The organism is Stenotrophomonas sp. 115C5 (genome assembly GCF_056861055.1).
This window is the reverse complement of the sequence record NZ_JBSPUQ010000017.1, coordinates 47537-70283: the sequence shown is the minus strand read 5'-3', so window position 1 is coordinate 70283 and position 22747 is coordinate 47537. Positions and strand designations below refer to the sequence as shown.

Sequence of the window (22747 nt, the reverse complement as noted above, 5' to 3'; positions counted from 1 at the left end):
GCTCAGTACTGGGCGCTGAGGGTCAGGCCCGAGAAGGTGCTGTACGCCTTCACCCGCACATACCAGGTGCCGGCGGCCGGGCTGTTGATGGTGCAGGTCTCGCTGTTGCCGCTCAGGTACGGACGGCAGGTGTAGGTGGTATCGGTCGGGGCACTGCCCTGGCGCACGTACAGGTCGGCATCACCGCTGCCGCCACTGATCGCCACGCGCAGCTGGCTGCTGCCGGCCGGAACCGCAACGGTGTAGTTCAGCTCGGCACCGGTGGCGGCGCCCAGGCCGGTCACCGGCACGTTGTTCTGCAGCACGTTGCCACCCGGGTTCGGGCCGCCACCGTTGATCGCTGCAGCGACCGCCGCGTCGGCGTCGATGATGCCGGCGCCGCAGCCACCCGAGCAGGCGCCCGGCAGCGGGCGTGCGGTGCTCTTGATGATGCTCTCCACCTGCGCCGGGCTCAGCGGGCTCGGGGCTACGGATTGCATCAGCGCGACCACGCCGGCCACGTGCGGTGCCGCCATCGAGGTGCCGTTGTACGAAGCGTAGCTGGCACTGCCCGGGGTGGTGGTGCCGCTGTTGAGGGTGGACAGGATGCCCTGGCCCGGTGCCGAGATATCGATGCCGTTGCCATAGTTGGAGAAGCTGGCACGCGCACCGGCCGAGGTGGTGGCCGCCACTGCGATCACGTTCGGGCAGTTGGCCGGCACCGACGAGGACACGTTGGTGTTGCTGTTGCCGGCGGCGACCACCACGGTGGTGCCACGGCCGACAGCGCCATTGATCGCGTTCTGGTAGGTGGTCGAGCAGCTGCCACCGCCGCCCAGCGAGAGGTTGATGACCTCGGCCGGATTGGCATTGGCCGGCACGCCACTGACGCTGCCGCCGGAGGCCCACACAATCGCGTCGGCGATGTCAGAGGTGTAACCGCCGCACTTGCCGAGTACGCGCACCGGCACGACCTTGGCGTTGAATGCGGTACCTGCCACGCCGGTGCTGTTGTTGGTCACCGCCGCCACCGTACCGGCGACGTGGGTACCGTGCCAGCTGGAGTTCGAACCCGGGTAGCCCGCCTGGCACTCGTTGTCGCCGTACCAGTCGCCCTCATCGTTCGGGTTGTTGTCGCGGCCGTTGCCGTCGCGCGCCATCGCCGCATCGCTGATGAAGTCGTAGCCCGGCAGGATGTTGGCATTGAGGTCGGCATGGTTGGTGATGCCGGTGTCGATCACCGCCACGACCACACCGGTGCCGGTGGCCTTGTCCCAGGCCGGCCGGATGTTGATGCCGGCATTGGAGGTGCCAAAGCCCCATTGCTCGCTGAAGCGGGTGTCGTTCGGGGTCAGCGTGGCACGCATGATCTGGTCGACTTCAACGTATTCCACGTTCGGGTCGGCGGCCAGCTTGCGCATCAGCTGCTCGGATTCGGCCTGGTCGAGCGGACGATCGGTCTTGACCAGGGTCGGGCCGACGGCCAGCTTGCGGACCTGCTGCAGGCCCAGCGCGCGGCCCTGGCTGCTGGCCAGGCCGGCGGCGGCACTTTTCAGTGAAGAGGCCAGTGCGGTGGTGTTGGCCACCGGCGCGCTGCCGTCGCGGTACTTCACGATGAAGCGCTGGTGGGTCGGCGCGGACTGCAGGCCGCTGAGCTGGACATCACCGGCCAGCGCAGGCGTGGCCAGCAGCAGCGATGACAGAACGGACGCACCAAGGACCACCCACACTCGACGCACACGCGGTTGCGTTACCTGGGACATCGTATTTCCCTTTCTTGTGGTGTGAATGCCGGAATCGGCAGAAGCACCGGCCCGAACCCTGGGCTGGCTTGCATTGGCGAGGTTCGAAGTCCGGCGAGCCAGCGGATCCCCCTTCCGATCCGCCGTGCAGATGACGCTAATGACCAAAACCGGACACCACAAGATTTTCAGCGTCTTTTCAGCAAGATGAAATGTTCGTTCTGAGACTTCCCGGGTCGAGGGTTTGTGAAGGTGAAGGAACTTTCTCGTGCCCTGCACGCACCTGACTGGGTCATCACATGTCCTGCAATGACTTTGCCGACATCGGCGTCCACTGCTGTCACCAACGACCGCAGAGCGCCTGCCCGCCGCGTCGGACGCGCTGACTACTTTGCCTGCGGAACGCGCGCCGGCCGGATGCGCTGCCCTTTGACCGGCTCGCCGCGTGCAATCGGCTGGCCATCGGCCACGTAACCGGAGAACTGTGCCGGCAACGCTTCGCCGACACCGAACACGGGCCCGGCCTGCAGCTGGTAGTGCAGGTGCGGCTCGGAGGAGTTGCCGCTGTTGCCACAGTCACCGAGGTGCGCGCCGCTGCGGACAACCTGTCCCTGCGCAACGCGCACACTGCCCTGGCGCAGGTGCGCCAGCACCGAGTACTCCTCATTGCCGTGGTCGAGGATGACGCGGTTACCGGTGAGCTGGGCGGCATTCATCTGGCCCGGCACGTTGTCGGCCACACCCTCGACCACCTCCACCACCGTGCCATCGGCTGGCGCGAGGATCGGGCGACCGAAGCAGTAGTAGTCATCGTTGCGCAGCCCATCGCCACGGTGCGAGCGGCCATCGCGGAGCACCAGCAGATCCAGCGCGAAGCGCTGGCCGGCATGGGCCGCATGGTAGTTCTGTTCGACAGTACGCCCGCCCCAGAACACAAAGTACTCATCGTCGAACGGCAGTTGCAGCCGTGTGCGGGTCTGGTAGTCGAGGAACCCGCTCGCCGCTGCCTGCGGCGGTGCGGTCTGTAGCGGGCGGATGTAGAAGCCGCCGATCCGCCCTTCGGCATCGATGGCCCACAGCACCTGGATGATGGCCGGGCTCCTGGCGAAGCGCGCCTGTCGCAGATAGGTGTCGAATCCATCAACCTTCTCGACCTTCTCACTGACCAGCTCGGTTTCTGCGCCCCAGCCCGCCAGCACCTGCTCGCGCAGCGCCACCAGGCTCTGCGGGGACTGCAGCCCCGCCTGCATCTGGGGCGTCATCCGTTCCCACAGTGCGTCGACGTGCCCTTCGTAGAACTGCGCGGTCAGCATGGCACCTTGTTGGCGCGGATCTGTGGCCTCAGCCGCACTGGGGAGAGCAGAGAAGGAAACAACCAGAACTGCAAACAGGCGCGGAAGCAATGTCATGTCAGGGGTCCTTTCGATCCGGATCGGGAAGGCCGGCAACGATGGCCGCCAGCTGCGTGCGGTACTCGGCCAGGGCAGTGCGGCCCCTCGGCGTCAACTGCAAAGTGGTCAGTGGGCGCTTGCCGCGGAACGACTTGTCGATGGCGACCAGACCTGCCGCTTCAAGCTTGCTCAGATGGCTGGAGAGGTTGCCCTTGCTCAACCCGCTGAGATGCTCGACAAATCCGAACTCGGCGGATTCGGCACCTGCCAGGATCGACAGGATCAGCAGGCGCGCCGGCTCGTGGATCAAGCGGTCGAGCTGGAGCAGCGCTCTGGAATCAGGCAGCTGGGTCATTCGACGTTCGTCCGCGCCGCCATGAACGCGCGCATCTCCACCTGCAGCCGCTGGAAGCGCTGGTGGTCACGCCAGCCGACCACGATCAGTGCGATGGATGCCAAGGGGAACACCGCGGTGCTCGGGCCGAAGCCGTACGCCTGCCCGGTGAAGGCCAGCGCGGCCTGGCACAGCAGGAACACGCCCACGATGAACTCCAGCGGCGTACGCAGCCAGCGCCACACCACCCAGGGCAACAGGGCCACCACGACCAGGTAGCCAATGGCGCGCAGGTCCCAGGCGCGTTCGCCCATCGGTACCAGCCGGGTCAGCACGCTGCCGATCACAAGCACGCTTACCAGCGCGGTGAAGGCGATGAAGAAGCGCTGGAAATTGCGTTCGACCGGCGTGACCTGCTCTTCGACCTGGCCCAGCCGCTGGTAGTAGCGGCGTGCCAGCCATTGCTTGCCGACGATCCACAGCACCGGCACGGCAATCAGCACGATGCGCAGCGCCAGGGTGGTCGGCAACAGAGCGCCGGCAAGAAACGAGGCCAGGCAGGCGATGCCGCCTGCCATCGCCGACAGGCCCCCGGCACTTCGCGAATACCGCGAGTATTCACGGGTCAGCGCCTGCAGGCGCGAGGAAGGATCAATGACGGACGGCTGCTGCATGACACGCTCCATCGGGGTCGCTTGAATTTAGTTTGCACTGCAAACCTATTTGCGTCAAGCAATCGCCTGCTGCGGTCTGGCGGGCGGGCCCACAACGCAGAAAGCCCGTCACTGGGACGGGCTTTCCAGAGGCGCAGTCGAGCATGGCTCGACGCTACGGTTCGGCGTGGGCGATCAGCCCAGCTTGACCAGCCAGTTGTGGCGGTCCGGCAGGCGGCCGTACTGGATGTCGGTCAGTTCCTTGCGCAGCGACATGGTCACTTCGCCGGCCGGGGCGTTGATGTCCCCCACCGAGAAGCCCTCGCCCTTCAGCTGGCCGATCGGGGTGACCACCGCCGCGGTGCCGCAGGCGAACACTTCGGCGATCTCGCCGGAGGCAACGCCGTCCTTCCACTCGTCGATGCTGACCTTGCGCTCTTCGACCTTCATGCCGCGGTCGCGGGCCAGCTGCAGGATGCTCTCGCGGGTAATGCCCTCAAGGATGCTGCCCGAGAGCTGCGGGGTGACCAACGTGCCGTCCTTGTAGACCAGGAACACGTTCATGCCGCCCAGTTCTTCCAGGTACTTGCCTTCGACCGGGTCGAGGAACAGCACCTGCGAGCAGCCCTGTGCCTGCGCCTTCTGCTGCGGCAGCAGCGAAGCCGCGTAGTTGCCGCCGCACTTGGCGGCGCCGGTGCCGCCCTTGGCTGCACGCGCGTATTCGGTGGACAGCCAGATCGACACCGGTGCGACGCCCTTGGCGAAGTACGGGCCGGCCGGGCTGGCGATGACGTAGTAACCGGCCTTGTGCGCGCCACGCACGCCGAGGAAGGCTTCGTCGCCGATCATGAACGGGCGGAAGTACAGGCTCGACTCATCGGCCGACGGCACCCAGGCGCTGTCGACGGCGATCAGCTGCTTCAGCGATTCGACGAAAATCTCCACCGGCAGTTCCGGCAGCGCCAGGCGCTGCGCCGAACGCTGCAGGCGACGGCCGTTGGCATCCGGGCGGAAGGTCCAGATCGAACCGTCGGCATGGCGGTAGGCCTTGATGCCTTCGAAGATTTCCTGGCCGTAATGCAGCACGGCTGCAGCCGGGTCCAGCTGCAGCGGGCCGTAGGCGCGCACGTTGGCGTTGTGCCAGCCGGTGTCCTTGTCCCAGCGCACTTCCACCATGTGGTCGGTGAAGTGCAGGCCGAAGCCCGGCTTCTCCAGGATCTGGGCGCGCTCTTCAGCGCTGCGCGGGTGGTCCGAACGGGTGACGGCGAAGCTGGGAATGGACTGGGACACCGGAGATTTCCTGTTCTGGTTGCGGGTAATGCCGGGCCCGCGTCACTGCGGGCCGTGGGTCAAAGCATGCCGGTCTCGAGCCGGGCCGCCTCGGACATCATGTGCTGGTTCCACGGCGGGTCGAACACCAGGTCGACGTCGGCCTCGGCCACCGTCGGGATCATTTCGAGCTTGCTGCGCACGTCGTCGACCAGGATCTCGCCCATGCCGCAGCCCGGTGCGGTCAGGGTCATCTTCACGTCGATCTCCCGCTTGCCTTCGTCCAGGTGCTTGATTTCGACCTCGTAGACCAGGCCCAGTTCGACGATGTTCACCGGAATTTCCGGGTCGAAGCAGGTGCGCAGCTGCTGCCATACCAGCTGTTCCACCTGTTCATCGGTGGCATCGGCGGGCAGTTCCAGCGGTGCCGGCGCCTCCTTGCCGATGGCGTCGCCGTCCTTGCCGGCGATGCGGAACAGGTTGCCCTCGACAAACACCGAATAACTGCCGCCCAGCGCCTGGGTGATGTACCCATAGCTGCCGGCAGGCAGGGTCACGGTGTCGCCCTGCGGGACCATCACGGCCTCGCAATCGCGTTCGAAGTGGACAGGTTCGCTGCTACGGGAATACATGGGGACCGATATGGGGCCGTGGCCGGGGCCACGCAAGACGGCATTCTAGCCCAGCCGCCCTGCGGCCGCCGGTGCACTGCGGCAAACCACAGTATCCTGTGGGTGATCTTCAGGGAGCTTCGATGTCCTCCAATGCCGCGCGTGCCAGGACCGTGACCTGGCTCTGGCCCATCATGCTGTTGCTGGGTCTGGTTGTTGCTCCCCTTGCCTGGATGGTGCTGGCGCTGATGACCGGCCGGCAGGTCGGCTGGATGGCGGTACTGACCGCCCTGGAACTGGTGTTCATGCTGCGCATGGGTACGCTGGGCCCGGGCCGGTTGCGCATCGCGCTGGTCGTGCTGGGCACCCTGCTGGTGGCCGCCGTGGCCAACTGGGCCATCGCCAGCGCCTGGATGGGCGGCTCGATCGGGCTGGATCTGTGGGACGCCACGATGCGGATGGGCCCGCACCTGGCCTGGACCCTGATCACCCTCGCCAATGGCGCGATCGAGTGGCTGTGGCTGGCCCTGGGCGTGGCCGTGGGCGCCTGGCTGGCGCGCTGACCGCGAGACTCACGCCACGCGTGGATGGCGGTAGTGCCGGCCGCTGGCCGGCAGAAGCGTGCGGACCAAGGTCCGCACCTACCGGATGCAGCCGGATCTCAATGCCCGCCGTCGAGCGCCTTCAGTTCGCTCACCAGCGAGGCTGCCGCTTCCGCACCGTCGCCGTACAGCATGCGGGTGTTGTCGGCGTAGAACAGCGCATTCTCGATGCCGGCGAAGCCGGTGCCCTTGCCGCGCTTGATCACCACCACGTTGCGCGCGCTGACCACGTCCAGCACGGGCATGCCGTAGATCGGGCTGGCCGGGTCGGTGCGTGCCACCGGATTGACCACGTCGTTGGCACCGATCACCAGCACCACGTCGGTGTTGGCGAACTCCGGGTTGATGTCGTCCATGTCGGCTATCAGGTCGTACGGCACGCCCGCTTCGGCCAGCAGTACGTTCATGTGCCCGGGCATGCGCCCCGCCACCGGATGGATCGCGAACTTCACCTTGACCCCACGCTGGCCAAGCCGCTGCGCCAGTTCCCAGATCTTGTGCTGCGCCTGCGCCACGGCCATGCCGTAGCCGGGCACGATCACCACGCGCTCGGCGTAGGCCATCATCGCCGCGACGTCCGATGCTTCAATCGGCTTCTGCGCACCCGAGATCGCCTGCGCTTCCCCGCCGGCACCGCCGCCGAAGTTGGAGAACAACACGTTGCGGATCGGCCGGTTCATCGCCTTGGCCATCAGCCGGGTCAGCAGGATGCCCGCCGCGCCAACCATCATGCCGGCGATGATCAATGCCTCATTGCCCAGCACGTAGCCTTCGAACGACACCGCCAAGCCGGTGAAGGCGTTGTACAGCGAGATCACCACCGGCATGTCGGCGCCACCGATCGGCAGCGTCATCAGCACGCCCAGCGCCAGTGCCAGCACGAAGAAGGCGACGATGGACCAGGTACTGAGCGTGCTGGCCGCGATGATCGCCAGCACCACCACCGCCAGCGCCACCAGCAGGTTCATCACCTGCTGGCCGGGCCAGGTCACGCGCTTGTCCAGGCGTCCATCCAGCTTGGCCCAGGCGATCACCGAGCCGGACAACGACACCGCACCGATGGCCGCGCCGACCACCGCCAGCAGCAGCACCGTGCCCGAGGGCTGGCGCGCGGCCAGGTCGGCCAGCGCCTGCGCGCTCCAGTGGCTGGTATCGCGGTTGGCCAGGAACGCATAGCGCAGCAGTTCCACCGCACCGATCGCCGCCGCCGAGCCACCGCCCATGCCGTTGTACAGCGCCACCATCTGCGGCATGTCGGTGATGGCGACCTTGCCGGCCGACCACCAGGCCAAACCCGCGCCAAGCAGCAGCGCCACCAGGATCAGCGGCACGTTGTGCAGTTCGGGCAGGAAGAAGGTTGCCGCCGTAGCCAGCAGCATGCCCAGCCCGGCCCAGCGGATGCCGCTGCGCGCGGTCAGCGGCGAGGCCATGCGCTGCAGGCCGAGTAGGAACAACGTGGCGGCGACGAGGTAGCTGGCCTTGACCAGCCAATCGAGCAGTTCGACGGTGCTGATGTTCAAGCCTGCGGCTCCTTCGGCTCGTCCTTGCCGCCCTTGGGCGCGCTCGGCTTGAACATTTCCAGCATGCGCGCGGTGACCACGTAGCCACCGGCGGCGTTGCCGGCACCGAGCACCACGGCGAGGAAGCCCAGGGCTTTCTCCAGCGGTGTCTGCGCATGCCCCAGCACCACCATCGCACCGATCAGCACGATGCCGTGGATGAAGTTGGAGCCCGACATCAGCGGGGTATGCAGGATCACCGGCACCCGCGAAATGATCACGTGGCCGGCGATGGCTGCCAGCATGAAGATGTACAGCGCTACGAACCCGTCACTCACTGGCAACGCTCCTGCTCTGTCTTCGTCGTCCCATCATAACCACGGGCTGAACCCGGTGCGCGCCCGGCGTCAACCGAACCCGCGCTCACGCGTTGTCGATGGTGACCCCGAGCGAGGAACCGTACCCTGTGCTGGTGAGCAGCCCCGTTCCCCCGAGCGCCGAGACCGATGCCCTGCCGGCGTCGCTGGAAGCGTTCCTGGCCAGCGTTGGCCCGCGTGCGTTCCGCTTCGCCGAGGCTGGCCTGCGCCAGCGCGAAGACGCCATGGACGCGGTGCAGGACGCGCTGCTGCGCATGCTGGACTACGCCGACAAGCCGGCGGCCGAATGGGCGCCGCTGTTCTGGAGCATCCTGCGCCGGCGCGTGATCGACGTGCAGCGCCGGCGCCGCTTCCGCCTGCCGTTCTGGCGCGACAACCAGGACGCGGAAGGCGGCGAGATCGATTGGGCCGATCCCGGCCCGGACCCGGCACAGGCGCATGAACAGCGCCAGCAGTACCAGCAGCTGGTGGACGCGTTGCGCCGCCTGCCCGCCCGCCAGCGCGAAGCCTTCACCCTGCGCGTGCTGCAGGACCTGGACGGGGCCACCACCGCCCGCGCCATGGGCTGCGGCGAAGGCGCGGTAAAAACCCATCTGGCACGCGCCCGCCAGGCGCTGCAGGATTACCTGGAGATCCACCCGTGAACCGCTCCCTGCCTTCCGATGACACCCTGCGCAGCCTGCACGCACAGTCGCTGCACGCGCTGTCGCCGGCAACGCTGGCCCGGCTGCGCCAGGCTCGCCACGGCGCCACGGCCACCCATCGCGGGCGCTGGCGCTGGTGGCTGGCCAGTGCCTGTTCGCTGGTGGTGGCACTGGGTATCGGCCTGCAGTTCAGCGGCCATGGCACGCTGACGGGCCCTGCGCCGGCACCTGTGCTTGCCTCGGTGGAAGACAACAGCGCGCTCTACGACGAAAATCCCGACCTGTACCTGTGGCTGGGCGATACCGACCTGGCGATGGAGTGAACCATGCCCCGATTCAATCACCTGTCGCTGCTGCTGACCCTGTCGCTGCTGCCGGCCCTCCCGGCACTGGCGCAGAGCGCCGCGCCCTCCCCTGCCGCACGCCCCGCGCCGGCCGCGCCGCTGCCGGCCTGGGAACAGTTGAGTGAAGCACAGCGGGAATCCCTGCTGGCACCGCTGCGCGACCGCTGGAACAGCGCCGATGCCGGCCAGCGCCAGCGCATGCTCTCGCATGGCCGGCGCTGGCAGTCGATGAGCCCTGAGGAACGCGACAAGGCCCGACGTGGCCTGCGCCGCTTCGAGCACATGAGCCCGGAACAGCGTGAGCAGGCCCGGGCCCTGTTCGGCCAGATGCGGGATCTGCCGCCCGCGCAGCGCGACGCACTGCGCGAGCGCTGGTCGCAGATGACGCCGGAACAACGCAAGGACTGGGTGCGCGAGAACCCGCCGCCGGCGAAGCCGCGGTAAAGGCAGCGTTCAACCCTTTGTAGAGCCGAGCCCACGCTCGGCTGCTTTATCGCGCCTGCGCAAGCCGAGCATGGGCTCGGCTCTACAGGAGGCATATCAGGTTCACGCCTGCCAGCGCGTCTTCGCCAGCAGCTCGTCGTCCCAGTCGAAACCGAGCTGGCCTTCGCGCACGAACAGCGCGACGAAGTTGAGCAGGTTGCGCGCATACATCTCGCTGGCCTGTGTTGCACCGCGGCTGGCCAGGCCCAGCGGGCCATCGATAGTCACGCCCTGGTGTTCGATGCACTGCCCTGGCTGGGTCAGTGCGCAGTTGCCGCCGCCCTCCGCCGCCAGGTCCACGATCACGCTGCCGGTGGCCATGCCTTCCACCATTGCGGCAGTCACGATCGTCGGCGCCGGTCGCCCCGGTACCGCAGCGGTGCAGATCACCACATCCACACCACGCAGGTGGTCGGCCAGGCGGCGCTGCTGCTCGGCACGCTCTTCATCGGTCAACGCGCGCGCGTAACCGCCCTCGCCCGCCGCGCTCACCCCGAGGTCGAGAAAGCGCGCGCCCAGCGACTGGATCTGCTCGCGGGTTTCCGGGCGCACGTCGAAGCCTTCCACCTGTGCACCCAACCGGCGCGCGGTGGCGATGGCCTGCAGGCCCGCCACACCGGCACCGATCACCAGCACCTTGGCCGGACGCACGGTACCGGCGGCGGTGGTCAGCATCGGAAAGAAGCGTGGCGCACGCTCGGCCGCGATCAGCGCCGCCTTGTAGCCGGCCATGCCCGCCTGCGAACTGAGCACGTCCATCGCCTGCGCGCGGGTAGTGCGCGGCAGCTGCTGCAGCGGGAACAGCTGCAGGCGGTCGCCAGCGGCCAATGCCGCAAGCGCCGGATCACTGGCCGGGGCCAGCAGGCCGACCACGCTGGCAGCGGGCTTGAGCTGCTCCAGGACCAACGCCGGCGGCGCCTGCACGCACAGCAGGATATCGATCTCTCCCCAACGACCCGCGTCGAACACACGTGCACCGGCATCGTCATAGGCCGCATCGGTGAAGCCTGCAGCCAAGCCGGCGCCCGCTTCGTACCAGACGGTAATGCCGAGGGCACCGAGCTTGCGCGCGGTTTCCGGCGTCAACGCCACGCGCCGTTCGCCCGGCGCGGTCTCCTTGATCCCCAGCAACGCCACGGCCATGCAGGTCCCCGCTGATCGGTGAGTTTTCCCGATCCTAGCAGGCGGCTCCGCTCAGTGCAGGGTGGCGCTGCCCGGGTCCAGCCGATCGATCACGCCCTGCATGGCGCTGTCGAAGGCGCCGTCATCCACATGGGCGCGCAGCCGGCCCAGCCGCACCATCACCGCCAGTTCCTCCGGAGAGGCCACGCAGAAGCGCACGCCGCGGCGGTTGACGAACAGCAGGCGCGAGGAGATCGGGCTGACCCAGGACAGCTTGCCGGCCTGCACCTTGCCGTCCTTGTCGACAAAGTCCAGCCAGTTGCCGATTTCCATGCGGCGGAAGCGGTCGGCATCGGCGTTGTCGAAATCGTCGGCGTCGATCTGCCCGCCCAGCTCGACCGCGGGCGATTCAGCCACCGGCGGTGCCGGCAAGGCAACCTGCGGCAGTTCCGGCAACGCGCGCTGCAGTTCCGGGCGCGATTCGGCAATGCCCTGCAAGGTGTCATGCAAGGCGTCGATGGCACCGGTGGCGGCATCGCCGTGCACGCCGACACTGGCAAATACCTTGGCCAGCACCGGCTGCCAGGCCTGCAGCCACGGCTTGCCGACGATCTGGCGGCGGGCCTCGGCCACTTCCTCCAGCAGGCCGTCAGCCAGGCTCAGTGCCTCGGCCACCGACGCACCCTCCTCGCCCTCGCGCAGCAGCGCCAGGGTCAGGTGGTGCTGCCACGGCTGGCGCAGGAACTCGGCGATGGCCGGCGGCAGGGTGGCATCGCCGATGCGGCGGTCCAGTTCGGCACCGGCGCGGCTGCGGGCCATTTCCAGCTTTTCCTGGCCGCGCTGCGTTTCGGCGGCGCGACGCTCGGCGATTTCCACGCGGCGGCGATGCTGGACGAGGAACTCGCGGAATTCTTCTTCCAGGGTCAGGAAGATCGCCAGGTTCTCGTTGAACTCGGCCACCAGCCGTTCGATGATCTCCTCGACCTTGGCCATCAGCATGCGCTCGGCCTGGCTTTCGCCGGTATTGCCCTCGCAGGCTTCGGCCAGCGAGTTGAGCAGCTTGCGGGCCGGGTGGGTCTTCTGCACGAACATGCGGCGGTCGAGCATCGCCACCTTGACGAAGGGCACCACCAGGCGGCCGATCAACTCGCGTGAGCGGCCTTCCAGCTCGCGTTCGTCCAGCATCACGTCGAACAGCATGCCCACCAGATCAATCGCGTCCTCGTCCTGCGGGTCCAGCCGGGTCTGGCCGGGATCGACGCCGAGACGGGTGGCGCTGGACAGCACTTCACTCTTCAATCGCTGCGCCAGCGATTCGCCGTCCTCGCCGATGGCCGCACGCAGGGTGGCGCTGGGCGTGGCCTGCAGCAGTGACAGCACCGACATCATCTCGCGCTGGCTCAACGGGCGGTGCTGGCCGACCGCGACCTGCGCGGCCGAGGTGGCGTCCTCGCGAACGTGGCGGGTCTGCTGCAGCAGCTCATGCAGGGCCTCCAGCAACATGCCCTGCTGGCCGGCATACGCCTCGCCGCTGCCGGCATCCTCGCCCCCGAGGTGCTGCTGCATGTGGCCACGGCGCTCGGACCAGCGCGCGGCGAACCGCTGCGCCCAGGCCGGCGCGGCCTGTTCATCATCGCTGAATTCGGATTCGAAGCCCGCCGCGTGGCGCGGCTCGACCAGATCGTCCGCCCCCGGCGCCATGCGCGGGTCGGGCGCGGCCGACAGCGGACGCCGCGGCGCCCCCATCTGCGACATCACGCCAGCGGCGGCAAGCTGCTCGTCCAGCTTCTCGTAGATGCGGCCCACCGGCGCGCGCAGGTCGCGTTCGCACAGTTTGATCAGCACCAGGTGCACTTCCGGCGCCAGCTCGCAGCCGGCAAAGGCCTCATGGATGGCCACGCCCAGGTGCTCGGGGCTGACCGGGTTGTGATCCGCATCCAGCTCGGCGCCGCCGATCAAGCGGCCCAGGCGCCGGTCCAGCCGCGCCAGCACCGGCTTGAAGTCGCGCAGCAGCACGGTGGCGAAATTGCGCACCGCCAGCCGCGACTCCAGTACATGTTCAGCCAGCAGGCTCAGGCCATCCTCGGCCGGTCCGGACAGGGTGGCTTCGGCCGACAGCGGCTCGCCACTGGCCAGTGCATCCCAGGCCCGCTGCAGGTGGCCGGCAAAGGCGGCGGCGATGTCCTCACGGCGGCGGCGCAGCTCGCGCATCGCATCCAGGAACAGCAGCTGCGACGAGCCTGCATTGCCGGCCCGGTCGAACAGTGCATCGTCGAAACGCGCCAGTGCGGCCCCGAAAGCCTGGCACAGCGCCGGCAGGACCATGTCCCGGGCACGCTGAAGCTGGACCGGGTCACGGCCCGGCGATCCCATCGGTGTGGGCGCGCTCATCATTCGGGAAGGCTCCCCACCTTCTCTGATACGACAGACAGCATGGACATCGCGACGACCGGCACACCCCATGTGCCGGTACGTCGATGGTAGGCCGGCCAGCCCGTCACGGACAGTGAAACAGTCCTCACTTCAAACCTCATGACCGGCGGCCCGGCAAGATAGATATCGTAAGCCGTGCGAGGCCCACGAGGCGAGAGGAAGCGGTCGTCCCTTTCCCGCCAGTGGCATGATGTTCATCACAGTTTGATATTCAGGGGCGAGACGCGACACAGACGGCGTCATTGACCACCCCGACTATAATCAAACACCCGTGATGACCGGTTCAGACTCCATGCCCGACCCCGCTGCCCTGCTTGCCCTGGATGCCCGCCGCTCGGTGCCCTCGCGGCAACTGGGCGAGCCCGGACCGGATCCGGCCACCCTGCAGCGCATGCTGGCCTCGGCCGTGCGCGTGCCCGACCACGGCAAGCGCGTACCGTTCCGCTTCCTGAAGATCGCCGGCGATGCACGTCACACTCTGGGCGACTTCCTGGCCGAGCGCAGCCGCCAGCGCGACCCGCATGCCGGTGAGGCGGTATTCGAGAAGGACCGCCAGCGTTTCAGCCATGCGCCGCTGGTGATCGTGGTGGTGGCCAGCCCGCGTCCGGACCCGAAAGTGCCCGAACAGGAACAGCTGATGACCGCCGGCTGCGTCTGCTTCGCCCTGCTGCAGGCCGCGCAGGCGCTGGGCTTCGGTGCGCAGTGGCTGACCGCATGGATGGCCTTCGACCCGGCCGTGCAGGCCTATCTGGGGCTGTCCGAGGGCGAAGGCATCGCCGGTTTCATCCATATCGGCACGCCGAAGGCCGCCGTTCCCGAGCGCGAGCGCCCCGATCCGGTGGCCCTGCTGCGTGACTGGACGCCGCCCGCATGAGCCTGCCGGCAGCGCCGCCCTCGCTGTACCTGGTCGACGCCAGCATCTACGTGTTCCGCGCCTGGCACTCGCTGCCGGACCAGTTCCAGGACGCGCAGGGCTGGCCGACCAACGCGGTGCACGGCTTCGCCCGCTTCCTGCTGGACCTGCTCGAGCGCGAGCGCCCACGGCACATCGCCATCGCCTTCGACGAAGCGCTGGACAGCGGCTTCCGCCACCGCCTGTACCCGGCCTACAAGGCCAACCGCGACCCGGCGCCGGAGGCGCTCAAGCGCCAGTTCGTGCACTGCAAGGCGCTGTGCGCGGCGTTGGGCCTTGCAGTGTTGGCCCACCACGAATACGAGGCCGATGACCTGATCGGCAGCGCGCTGCACGTCCACCGTGGCAGCCACCGCGGGGTGATCATTTCCGCCGACAAGGACCTCTCGCAGCTGCTGCTGGACCACGACGAGCAGTGGGACTACGCACGCAACCAGCGCTGGGACGTGGCCGGGGTGAAGGCACGGCACGGCGTGCACGCTCACCAGATTGCCGACTACCTGGCACTGTGCGGCGATGCGGTGGACAACATTCCCGGCGTCAGTGGTGTCGGCAGCAAGTCCGCCGCCGTGCTGCTGGCCCATTTCGGCAGCATGGACGCGCTGTACGAACGCCTGGACGAAGTGCCGTTCCTGCGCCTGCGCGGTGCCGCGCAAATGGCCGTGCGCCTGCGCGAACAGCGCGAGCACGCCCTGCTCTGGCGCCAGCTGACCACCATCGCGCTGGACGCGCCGCTGGAAGGCAGCCAACCCGGCCTGCTGCGCCAGGCGGCCGACCCGGAGCTGCTCGGTGGCCTGTGCCAGACCCTGCGCTTCGGCCCGATGACCCGCCGCCGGCTGTTCGATGCCGCCGGCGTACCCGACATTCTTCCCACCCACAGCGAGCCCGCATGAGCCAGCGCAACACCGAAGCCCCGCGTGTCGTCTATGAAGGCAAGTACCAGCGCATGCTGGTGCGAGGCACCTGGGAGTACAGCGAACGCACCCATGCCGGCGGCCTGGCAGCGATCATCATCGCCGTCACCCCCGAGGACAAGGTGCTGTTCGTCGAGCAGTTCCGCGTGCCGCTGCAGGCCCCCACCATCGAGATGCCGGCCGGCCTGGTCGGCGACATCCACGCCGGCGAATCGATCGAAGTCTCGGCCGTACGCGAACTGGAAGAAGAAACCGGCTGGACCGCCGACCACGCCGAAGTGCTGATGATCGGCCCCACTTCCTCCGGCGCGAGCAGCGAGAAGATCGCCTTCGTGCGCGCTACCGGTCTGCGCCGGGTCGGTGAAGGTGGCGGTGATGACAGCGAGGACATCACCGTGCACGAGATTCCGCGCAGTGAGGCTGCGGCCTGGCTGGTGCAGAAGATGGGCGAAGGCTACGAGCTGGACGCCAAGCTCTGGGCCGGGCTGTGGATGATCGAGCATCACCTGGACGGACGCCCGCGTGGCTGACGCCGACCTGCATGCGCTGCCGGCGCTGCTGGGCGCCGATGATCCGGCAATCTACGCGATCCACCGGGCGCAGGGCGCGTCGCCGTACCTGCTGCTGGCCGACCATGCCGGCCAGCAGGTGCCGCGTGCGCTGACCGGGCTCGGCCTGGCCCAGGCCGAACTTGACCGCCATATCGGCTGGGACATCGGCATCGCCGGCACCACCCGCGCACTGGCGGATCGGTTGGATGCCTGGGCGATCGAACAGACCTATTCGCGGCTGCTGATCGACTGCAACCGGCCACTGGCCTCACCGACGCTGATTCCGGAAGTGAGCGACCACACCGTGGTCCCGGGCAACGCCGGGCTGTCGGCGGCACAGCGCCAGCAACGCATCGATGCGATCCACGCGCCCTACCACGCGCGCATCGACGCAGAGCTGGATGCGCGCCGCGATGGCGGCCGCCCCACCCTGCTGGTGATGATGCACAGCTTCACCCCAGTGATGAACGGCACGCAGCGGCCGTGGCAGGCCGGCGTGCTTTACCACCAGGACACGCGCTTTGCGCATGCGCTGCTGCAGGCACTGCGCGACGAAGGCGACCTGGTGGTGGGTGACAACGAACCATATTCGGTCAGCAGCACCAGCGACTACGCGGTGCCGGTGCACGGCGAAGGCCGAGGGCTGGTGCACGTGGAACTGGAGATCCGCCAGGACCTGATTGCCGACGTGGCCGGGCAGCAGGCGTGGGCGGAGCGGCTGGCGCGGATCTTCAGCGCGCTGCAGCCGCAGTTGCTGGCGTTCGGTTGAACGTCATCCACGCATGGCGTGGCTCTACTCGCGATGTCCCAGTAGATCCACGCCATGCGTGGATGGTGTCGTTCAACGCAATACGGGCGCGTCCATCCACGGGAACGGCTTGAACGCGTGCACCTGCACGGTCGCGCCGATGACGTCGAAGTCATCCTTGATCGCCTGCGCGCGGCGACGATCCAGCGCTTCACCCAGCACCAGCGGCAACGCGCGGCAGCGCGCCAACGCCTCGCCCACCGGAATCTCCAGCAGGCGCGCCACGCACTGGGCTGCGGCTTTGATCTGCCCCTCCAGGCACGCTCCCAGCGTCAGATCGAAGGACGCGAAGATGCCTGTGCCCACACCCGCCTCGCGCGCAGCCACCTGTTCCGCAGCTTCCGCTTCGCCCAGGGCCTCGTCGATACCCTCGACCTGCTGGAACGCGTCGTACTCGGCGTAGTACGCCAGCGCCTGTGCGTAGTCCCGCAGCGACGACAGCGGGCGTTGCCGCTTCTGCACGTCGAGCACATCCGCAAACGTCGCAGGTTCCAGAAACGTGCCCAGGCCCAGCGCGCGCGCTTCAGCCGGGACCTCGCTGTCCTCATCGAAGGCGGCATCCTCATCGGGTGGCAACCAGAAGCGCGCCTGCAGCAGATCGCCCTCGGTGGCGTGCACCCAACCGAAGGAACCGTACACCTCATCATCATCGTTGCAGGCGGCGAAGGCATGCAGGGTCTGTTGCAGGTCCAGCAGTTCGATCATGCGTCGGTGCTCAGGCAGGCGGTCGCTGCCGAGTCTACCGGCGCCGGGCGCAGGCCCAGCGCGATCACCACGCCGAGCGCGGCGAACAGCGCGGCGCCGTACTGTGCATTGACCATGCCCTGTAGGGCATCGGGGCTGGTTGCCGCCTGCGTGCCGCGCGTGGCGTTGGCGATCATCACCAGTACCGCCAATCCCAAGGCGCCGCCGATCTGCTGGGCGGTGGCCGCCATGCCGGACGCAACACCTTGCTGCGGTCCCGGCACGCCCTGCCCGGCCACGATCCACATCGCCGTCCAGCTCATGCCCTGGCCGATGCTGAGCACGACGATGCCCGGCAGCAGCGGCCAGTAGCCGGCGCCATGCGGCATTGCCAGCGCCACCGCGGCGATGCCGATGGCACCGGCGGCAAAGCCCCAGGCCAGCACCTGCCGTGGCGAACGGCGCCGCAGCATGCGTTCGGCAATACGGATGCCGAAGGTGCACACCAGCGTAGGCAGCAGGAACGCCATGCCAGCCTGCAGCGGGCTCCAGCCATAGCCATCCTGGAAGTACAGCGCCAGGAAGTAGTACTGCACGCCGTAGCTGCTCATGAAGGCGAAGGTCAGGCCCAGTGCCGCGCGCAGGCCGGGCAGGCGCAACAGCGAAAACTGCATCAGCGGGTCACGGCTGCGCTTCTCGATCTGCACGAACACGGTCAGCAGTACTGCTGAAAGCAGCAGGCAGATGAGCGTGGCCGGCGCCGTCCAGCCCCACTCCGGCCCTTGCACGAGGGTGGTGACCAGCAGGCTGCCGCCAGCGGTGACGGTGAGGCAGCCGGCCAGGTCGAAGGAGCGCCCCTGCACCCGTGGGCCATCGGCCGGCAACCACGCACCGGCAGCGACCGCACATGCGGTGGCCAGCGGCACGATTACCGCCAGCACCGCCGGCCAGCCGAACGCCTGGGTCAGCACGCCACCGAGCAGCGTGCCCAGCGCCAGGCCCACCGCGCTGGCCATGCTCCAGATCGCCAGCGCGCGGTTGCGCACCGGGCCTTCGGCGTACAACGTGTTGATCAATGCCAGCGTAGCCGGGAACAGCAGCGCCGCACCGACGCCCTGTGCGGCACGCGCGATGATCAGCAGGGTCGCATTCGGCGCCAGCGCACCAAGCAGCGAGGCCAGTGCAAACAGCAGCATGCCCAGCCGGTAGAAACGGCGGCGGCCGATCAGGTCGGCGGCGCGGCCACCCAGCAGCAGGCTGCCGCCGAAGGCGACGGTGTAGGCACTGACCACCCATTGCAACTGCTGCGCGTTGATCTGCAGCGCGCGGCCCATGTCGTGCAGGGCGACGAAGATGATGGTGGCGTCCAGGGCGATGATCAGCTGCGCGGTGGCCAACAGGGTCAGCGCCCAGCGCGGGTATTTGAGGGGAGGCATCGGCGGGTTGGAGCGGTGGGGGGAGCGCAGTCTCATTGATGCGGACAAATCAATAAACCCCCTGCCACCCATATCTGTCATGATTTTCAGCATGAATGGAGCCTCGATGGACCTCAATGCGGTGCGCATGCTGGTGCAGGTGGCCGAAGCCCGCAGTTTCACCGTGGCCGCCGGCCAGCTCGGCCTGAGCCAATCCGGGCTGTCCCGCGCGATCGGCCGGTTGGAGGCGACGCTGGGGGTGAAGCTGCTGCAGCGGAACACCCGCAACGTGGCGCTGACCCCGGATGGCCGCCAGTTCGTGGAACAGGTGGCCCCCCTGCTGGCCGGCCTCGACGATGCCGAGCGCCAGCTGGCCGACCGCCCATGCACGCCTTCGGGCACGTTGAAGATCAGCGCGCCGTCGATGTTTGGCCGCAAGGTGCTGGTGCCAATGCTGGGGCCGTTGCTGCAACAGCATCCGCAGTTGCAGGTGGAAGCCGTGCTCAGCGACCGCCTGGTCGATCTGGTCGAGGAAGGCTTCGATGCCGCGCTGCGCACCGGCGTCATCGCCGACCAGCGCATCGTCGCGCGGCCCTTGCGGCCGCTACGCTGGGTGACGGTGGCCAGCCCCGCCTATCTGGCCCGCTGTGGCGCACCGGACGATGTGGCCGCGCTGCAGGATCACGCCTGCCTGGCGGTGCGCAATCTGCGCAGTGGCCGGCTGGTGGACTGGCAGTTCCTGCAGGACGGGCAACTGCGTGAGGTCACGCCACCGACGCGGATGGTGTTCGACAGCGGCGATCCGCTGGTGGAAGCGGCCATCGCCGGTATCGGCATCGTGCAGGTGATGGATTTCGCGGTGGCCGATGCGTTGGCTGACGGCCGCCTGCAGCGCGTGCTGCAGCCCTTCGAGGGCCGCAGCCGCGAACTGTCGTTGATCTACCCGCCGTCGCGCCAGCATTCGCCGAAGCTGCAGGTACTGGCCGACGCGTTGCTGGCGGGCGACTGGTAGATCCACGCCATGCGTGGATGGGTTCCTGACTGGGGTCAGAGCCCTTTCCGTGGGAAAGGGCTCTGACCCCGGGGCATTACGCGAAGCTATCGGTGGCACGCACCAGCGCGTCCACGTTCTCGGCCTCGAACGCCGAATGGCCCGAAGCCGGGGTGATTTCCAGCTTTGCCTTCGGCCACACCTTGGTCAGATCCCAGGCGTTGGCCAGCGGGCAGACCACGTCGTAGCGGCCGTGCACGATCACGCCGGGGATGTCGGCGATGCGGTGCGCGTCGCGCAGCAACTGGTCTTCCACCTCGAAGAAGCCGCCGTTGACGAAGTAGTGGTTCTCGATGCGGGCGAACGCCAGTGCGAAATGCGGATCTTCGTGACTGTTGATGAAGTCATCATCAACATGCAGGAAGCTGGTCGCGCCTTCCCACACCGCCCACGCCTTGGCCGCTTCCAGGCGGGTGGTTTCGTCGTCGCTGGTCAGGCGGCGGTGGAAGGCCGAGATCAGGTCATGACGCTCCACCGACGGGATCGGCTTCAGGTAGTGCTCCCACGCGTCCGGGAACAGGCGGTTGGCGCCTTCCTGGTAGAACCATTCCAGCTCCCAGCGACGCAGCATGAAAATGCCGCGCAGGACCAGTTCGGTCACGCGCTGCGGGTGGGTTTCGGCATAGGCCAGCGCCAGGGTCGAACCCCAGCTGCCGCCGAACACCTGCCAGCGATCGACCTTGAGGTGTTCGCGCAGCTTCTCGATATCGGCAACGAGGTCCCAGGTGGTGTTGTCCACCAGGTCCGCGTGCGGGGTCGAACGGCCGGCACCGCGCTGGTCGAACAGGATGATCCGGTACTTGGCCGGGTCGTGGAACTGGCGCATCTTGTCGCTGCAGCCGCCGCCCGGGCCACCGTGCAGCATCACCACCGGCTTGCCGTCCGGGTTGCCGCACTGTTCGAAGTACAGCGTGTGGCGGTCGTCGACCTTCAGGGTGCCGACCTCGTAGGGGGTGATGGCGGGGTACAGCGTACGCATGCTTGCAGCTCCAGGGTGATGCCCTGCCGGGGCAGGAGAACCTCCATTCTAGGCCGGACGCCGGCCCAGAGTGATGCGGTCGCGCTGCTCCAGGTCCTGCACAGTCTGCACCTCGGCAAAACCCGCTGCGTCGAACAGCGTGCGGATCGCCTCGCCCTGGTCCCAACCGTGCTCGATCAGCAGCCAACCATCGGGCAGCAGGTGGGCCTGGCCACCGTCGACGATGCGGCGGATGTCATCCAGGCCATCCACGCCGGAGGCCAGCGCGGTGGCCGGTTCAAAACGCAGGTCGCCCTGTTCCAGATGCGGGTCGTCGCTGGCGATGTACGGCGGGTTGCTTGCTATCAGGTCGAAACGCGCGCCCTGCAGCGGCGCATACCAGTCGTGCCCGCCCTCGGCGAAGCGCACGTTGCGCAGTTCATGGCGCGCGGCGTTGCGCTTGGCCACGGCCAGCGCGCCCGGGCTGGCATCGGTGGCCAGCACCTGCGCCTGCGGCCGCTCGCTGGCCAGCGCCAGGGCGATCGCACCGCTGCCGGTGCCGAGGTCGGCCACCTGCAGGTCGCGATTGGCCGGCAGGCGCTCGAGCGCCAGTTCCACCAGCAGCTCGGTTTCCGGGCGCGGAATCAGCGTGGCTGGGTCGACCTCCAGGTCCAGCGTCCAGAAACCGCGGCGGCCGGTCAGGTAGGCCACCGGCTCACCGGCCACGCGGCGGGCCAGCAGTACTTCGAAGGTGGCCTGATCGGTGGACGGCAGCGGGTCGGTGGCGTGCGCGAACAACCAGCTGCGCGGGCGCTCCAGTACGTGCAGCAGCAGCAGTTCGGCCTCGTGGCGGGCGTCGATGCCGCCCAGGCGGGCGCTGGCCTCGGCCACGATCTGGCGCAGGGTGGGTTCGGGGTGTAAAGACACCCCCCATTTGTAGCCCCGCGCCGCTGCTCGGCTACTTCTGGAACAGCCGAGCATCGGCTCGGCTCTACAGATCCACCGTCGAGCGTGGCTTGACGCTACAAAAAGCTGGAATCCGTTCAGGTTTCGCCAGAGCGCATAAGGAGGGGCTATCAGCCCTTTTCACGCGCCCAGGACGATTTTCCTTGTCACACAGGCAGTTGCAGGATGAGGGCGGCAAGGTTCAGTGCCTGCTCATGGCCTTTTGATAGACTCCATCTATCAAATAGATGCAATCAATGGATTGTTCTTATCGCGAGCGAATCGGTAACCTAGCTCCTGTCGATTCACCCACTCCCCTTCACCAGAGGAAAAACGATGTCCCTGATCAACACCCAGATCCAGCCGTTCGAAGCCAACGCTTACCACAATGGCGAGTTCATCAAGGTTTCCGACAACAGCCTGAAGGGCCAGTGGTCCGTCCTGATCTTCATGCCGGCCGCCTTCACCTTCAACTGCCCGACCGAGATCGAGGACGCGGCTGACCATTACGCCGAGTTCAAGAAGGCCGGCGCCGAGGTCTACATCGTCACCACCGATACCCACTTCTCGCACAAGGTGTGGCACGAAACCTCGCCGGCCGTCGGCAAGGCCCAGTTCCCGCTGGTCGGCGACCCGACCCACCAGCTGACCAATGCCTTCGGCGTGCACATTCCGGAAGAAGGCCTGGCCCTGCGCGGCACCTTCATCATCAACCCGGAAGGCGTGATCAAGACCCTGGAGATCCACTCCAACGAGATCGCCCGTGACGTCTCCGAGACCCTGCGCAAGCTGAAGGCTGCCCAGTTCACCGCCGCCAACCCGAACCAGGTCTGCCCGGCCAAGTGGAAGGAAGGCGAGAAGACCCTGACCCCGTCGCTGGACCTGGTCGGCAAGATCTAAAGCAGTACCGGCCTGCCGTGGCCCCACGCCACCGCGCGCCTTTCATCCCCGTGCCGGTCCCCCCGCCGGCGTGGGGGTGAACCCAAGACAGCCAACGCGCGCCAGCCTTGGCCAGCCAGCCCCTT

General features: G+C 67.7%; 24 protein-coding genes. 10 read left to right on the top strand and 14 right to left on the bottom strand.

Annotated elements, in window-relative coordinates; genetic code table 11:
- Positions 1–2: 2 nt before the first annotated feature.
- The 6 genes from AC13FN_RS17450 to sufT form a co-directional block, all read right to left on the bottom strand.
- Positions 3–1742: a S8 family peptidase gene (locus AC13FN_RS17450; RefSeq protein WP_049435188.1), complete on the bottom strand. Its 1740-nt coding sequence runs from the start codon at positions 1740–1742 to the stop codon at positions 3–5.
- Between the two features lie 365 nt (positions 1743–2107).
- Positions 2108–3130: a M23 family metallopeptidase gene (locus AC13FN_RS17445; protein WP_482985118.1), complete on the bottom strand. Its 1023-nt coding sequence runs from the start codon at positions 3128–3130 to the stop codon at positions 2108–2110.
- A 1-nt stretch (position 3131) separates the two neighbouring features.
- Positions 3132–3467 (bottom strand): transcriptional regulator, encoded by a 336-nt coding sequence (locus AC13FN_RS17440; RefSeq protein ID WP_010481771.1) that lies wholly within the window; start codon positions 3465–3467, stop codon positions 3132–3134.
- Positions 3464–4120, bottom strand: a complete 657-nt coding sequence (locus AC13FN_RS17435) for a hypothetical protein (protein ID WP_248854347.1) — start codon at positions 4118–4120, stop codon at positions 3464–3466. The genes AC13FN_RS17440 and AC13FN_RS17435 overlap by 4 nt, the downstream gene beginning before the upstream one ends.
- Before the next feature lie 174 nt (positions 4121–4294).
- A complete protein-coding gene (locus tag AC13FN_RS17430; protein ID WP_010481775.1) occupies positions 4295–5389 on the bottom strand; it encodes a branched-chain amino acid aminotransferase in 1095 nt (364 codons plus the stop codon).
- A 59-nt stretch (positions 5390–5448) separates the two neighbouring features.
- Positions 5449–6000 (bottom strand): putative Fe-S cluster assembly protein SufT, encoded by a 552-nt coding sequence (gene sufT / locus AC13FN_RS17425; protein WP_005415385.1) that lies wholly within the window; start codon positions 5998–6000, stop codon positions 5449–5451.
- A gap of 122 nt (positions 6001–6122) precedes the next feature.
- Between sufT and AC13FN_RS17420 the strand changes: the two genes are divergently transcribed.
- The gene (locus tag AC13FN_RS17420) at positions 6123–6542 is read left to right on the top strand and encodes a hypothetical protein (protein ID WP_482985117.1); all 420 of its coding nucleotides are present in this window, start codon (positions 6123–6125) and stop codon (positions 6540–6542) included.
- 98 nt (positions 6543–6640) lie between these two features.
- Here the strand turns inward: AC13FN_RS17420 and AC13FN_RS17415 are convergent, their stop codons facing one another.
- Both AC13FN_RS17415 and AC13FN_RS17410 read right to left on the bottom strand, forming a co-directional pair.
- Positions 6641–8101 carry an NAD(P)(+) transhydrogenase (Re/Si-specific) subunit beta gene (locus AC13FN_RS17415; RefSeq protein ID WP_482985116.1) on the bottom strand — a complete coding sequence of 487 codons (1461 nt, stop codon included), beginning with the start codon at positions 8099–8101 and terminating at the stop codon, positions 6641–6643.
- A complete protein-coding gene (locus AC13FN_RS17410) occupies positions 8098–8418 on the bottom strand; it encodes an NAD(P) transhydrogenase subunit alpha part 2 (RefSeq protein WP_005408173.1) in 321 nt (106 codons plus the stop codon). The genes AC13FN_RS17415 and AC13FN_RS17410 overlap by 4 nt, the downstream gene beginning before the upstream one ends.
- Positions 8419–8516: 98 nt before the next feature.
- On the opposite strand from AC13FN_RS17410, the gene AC13FN_RS17405 reads away from it, so the two are divergent.
- The 3 genes from AC13FN_RS17405 to AC13FN_RS17395 are packed head-to-tail and all read left to right on the top strand — an operon-like array spanning position 8517 to position 9889.
- The gene (locus tag AC13FN_RS17405) at positions 8517–9101 is read left to right on the top strand and encodes an RNA polymerase sigma factor (RefSeq protein ID WP_482985115.1); all 585 of its coding nucleotides are present in this window, start codon (positions 8517–8519) and stop codon (positions 9099–9101) included.
- Positions 9098–9424 (top strand): membrane protein, encoded by a 327-nt coding sequence (locus AC13FN_RS17400; protein ID WP_049436456.1) that lies wholly within the window; start codon positions 9098–9100, stop codon positions 9422–9424. Before AC13FN_RS17405 ends, AC13FN_RS17400 begins: the two co-directional genes overlap by 4 nt.
- A 3-nt stretch (positions 9425–9427) precedes the next feature.
- Positions 9428–9889, top strand: coding sequence for a DUF3106 domain-containing protein (locus AC13FN_RS17395; protein ID WP_482985114.1), 462 nt, complete (start codon positions 9428–9430; stop codon positions 9887–9889).
- 102 nt (positions 9890–9991) lie between these two features.
- On the opposite strand, the gene AC13FN_RS17390 is transcribed toward AC13FN_RS17395, so the two are convergent.
- Positions 9992–11071 (bottom strand): NAD(P) transhydrogenase subunit alpha, encoded by a 1080-nt coding sequence (locus AC13FN_RS17390; RefSeq protein WP_049436458.1) that lies wholly within the window; start codon positions 11069–11071, stop codon positions 9992–9994.
- A 51-nt stretch (positions 11072–11122) separates the two neighbouring features.
- On the bottom strand, positions 11123–13444 hold the full coding sequence (locus AC13FN_RS17385; protein ID WP_049453825.1) for a DUF1631 domain-containing protein: 2322 nt from the start codon (positions 13442–13444) through the stop codon (positions 11123–11125).
- Between the two features lie 331 nt (positions 13445–13775).
- Between AC13FN_RS17385 and AC13FN_RS17380 the strand changes: the two genes are divergently transcribed.
- The 4 genes from AC13FN_RS17380 to AC13FN_RS17365 are packed head-to-tail and all read left to right on the top strand — an operon-like array spanning position 13776 to position 16630.
- Positions 13776–14357, top strand: a complete 582-nt coding sequence (locus AC13FN_RS17380) for a nitroreductase family protein (protein ID WP_054171072.1) — start codon at positions 13776–13778, stop codon at positions 14355–14357.
- A complete protein-coding gene (locus tag AC13FN_RS17375; RefSeq protein WP_054171066.1) occupies positions 14354–15289 on the top strand; it encodes a 5'-3' exonuclease in 936 nt (311 codons plus the stop codon). Before AC13FN_RS17380 ends, AC13FN_RS17375 begins: the two co-directional genes overlap by 4 nt.
- Positions 15286–15840 carry an NUDIX hydrolase gene (locus AC13FN_RS17370; protein ID WP_286071023.1) on the top strand — a complete coding sequence of 185 codons (555 nt, stop codon included), beginning with the start codon at positions 15286–15288 and terminating at the stop codon, positions 15838–15840. The genes AC13FN_RS17375 and AC13FN_RS17370 overlap by 4 nt, the downstream gene beginning before the upstream one ends.
- Entirely contained in the window at positions 15833–16630 is a 798-nt protein-coding gene (locus AC13FN_RS17365; RefSeq protein ID WP_482985113.1) for an N-formylglutamate amidohydrolase, read from the top strand. The genes AC13FN_RS17370 and AC13FN_RS17365 overlap by 8 nt, the downstream gene beginning before the upstream one ends.
- A gap of 72 nt (positions 16631–16702) precedes the next feature.
- On the opposite strand, the gene AC13FN_RS17360 is transcribed toward AC13FN_RS17365, so the two are convergent.
- Together AC13FN_RS17360 and AC13FN_RS17355 are read right to left on the bottom strand one after the other, a co-directional pair.
- A complete protein-coding gene (locus tag AC13FN_RS17360) occupies positions 16703–17374 on the bottom strand; it encodes a DUF7716 domain-containing protein (protein ID WP_281055927.1) in 672 nt (223 codons plus the stop codon).
- On the bottom strand, positions 17371–18789 hold the full coding sequence (locus tag AC13FN_RS17355; protein WP_329924201.1) for an MFS transporter: 1419 nt from the start codon (positions 18787–18789) through the stop codon (positions 17371–17373). The genes AC13FN_RS17360 and AC13FN_RS17355 overlap by 4 nt, the downstream gene beginning before the upstream one ends.
- A 106-nt stretch (positions 18790–18895) precedes the next feature.
- On the opposite strand from AC13FN_RS17355, the gene AC13FN_RS17350 reads away from it, so the two are divergent.
- Positions 18896–19780 (top strand): LysR family transcriptional regulator, encoded by an 885-nt coding sequence (locus AC13FN_RS17350; protein WP_482985127.1) that lies wholly within the window; start codon positions 18896–18898, stop codon positions 19778–19780.
- Positions 19781–19856: 76 nt separating this feature from the next.
- Here the strand turns inward: AC13FN_RS17350 and pip are convergent, their stop codons facing one another.
- Entirely contained in the window at positions 19857–20798 is a 942-nt protein-coding gene (pip, locus tag AC13FN_RS17345; RefSeq protein ID WP_329760111.1) for a prolyl aminopeptidase, read from the bottom strand.
- Positions 20799–20846: 48 nt separating this feature from the next.
- Positions 20847–21704: a peptide chain release factor N(5)-glutamine methyltransferase gene (gene prmC, locus AC13FN_RS17340; RefSeq protein WP_482995116.1), complete on the bottom strand. Its 858-nt coding sequence runs from the start codon at positions 21702–21704 to the stop codon at positions 20847–20849.
- Positions 21705–22058: 354 nt separating this feature from the next.
- Between prmC and ahpC the strand changes: the two genes are divergently transcribed.
- Positions 22059–22622, top strand: coding sequence for an alkyl hydroperoxide reductase subunit C (ahpC, locus tag AC13FN_RS17335; protein ID WP_049436466.1), 564 nt, complete (start codon positions 22059–22061; stop codon positions 22620–22622).
- Positions 22623–22747: the final 125 nt, after the last annotated feature.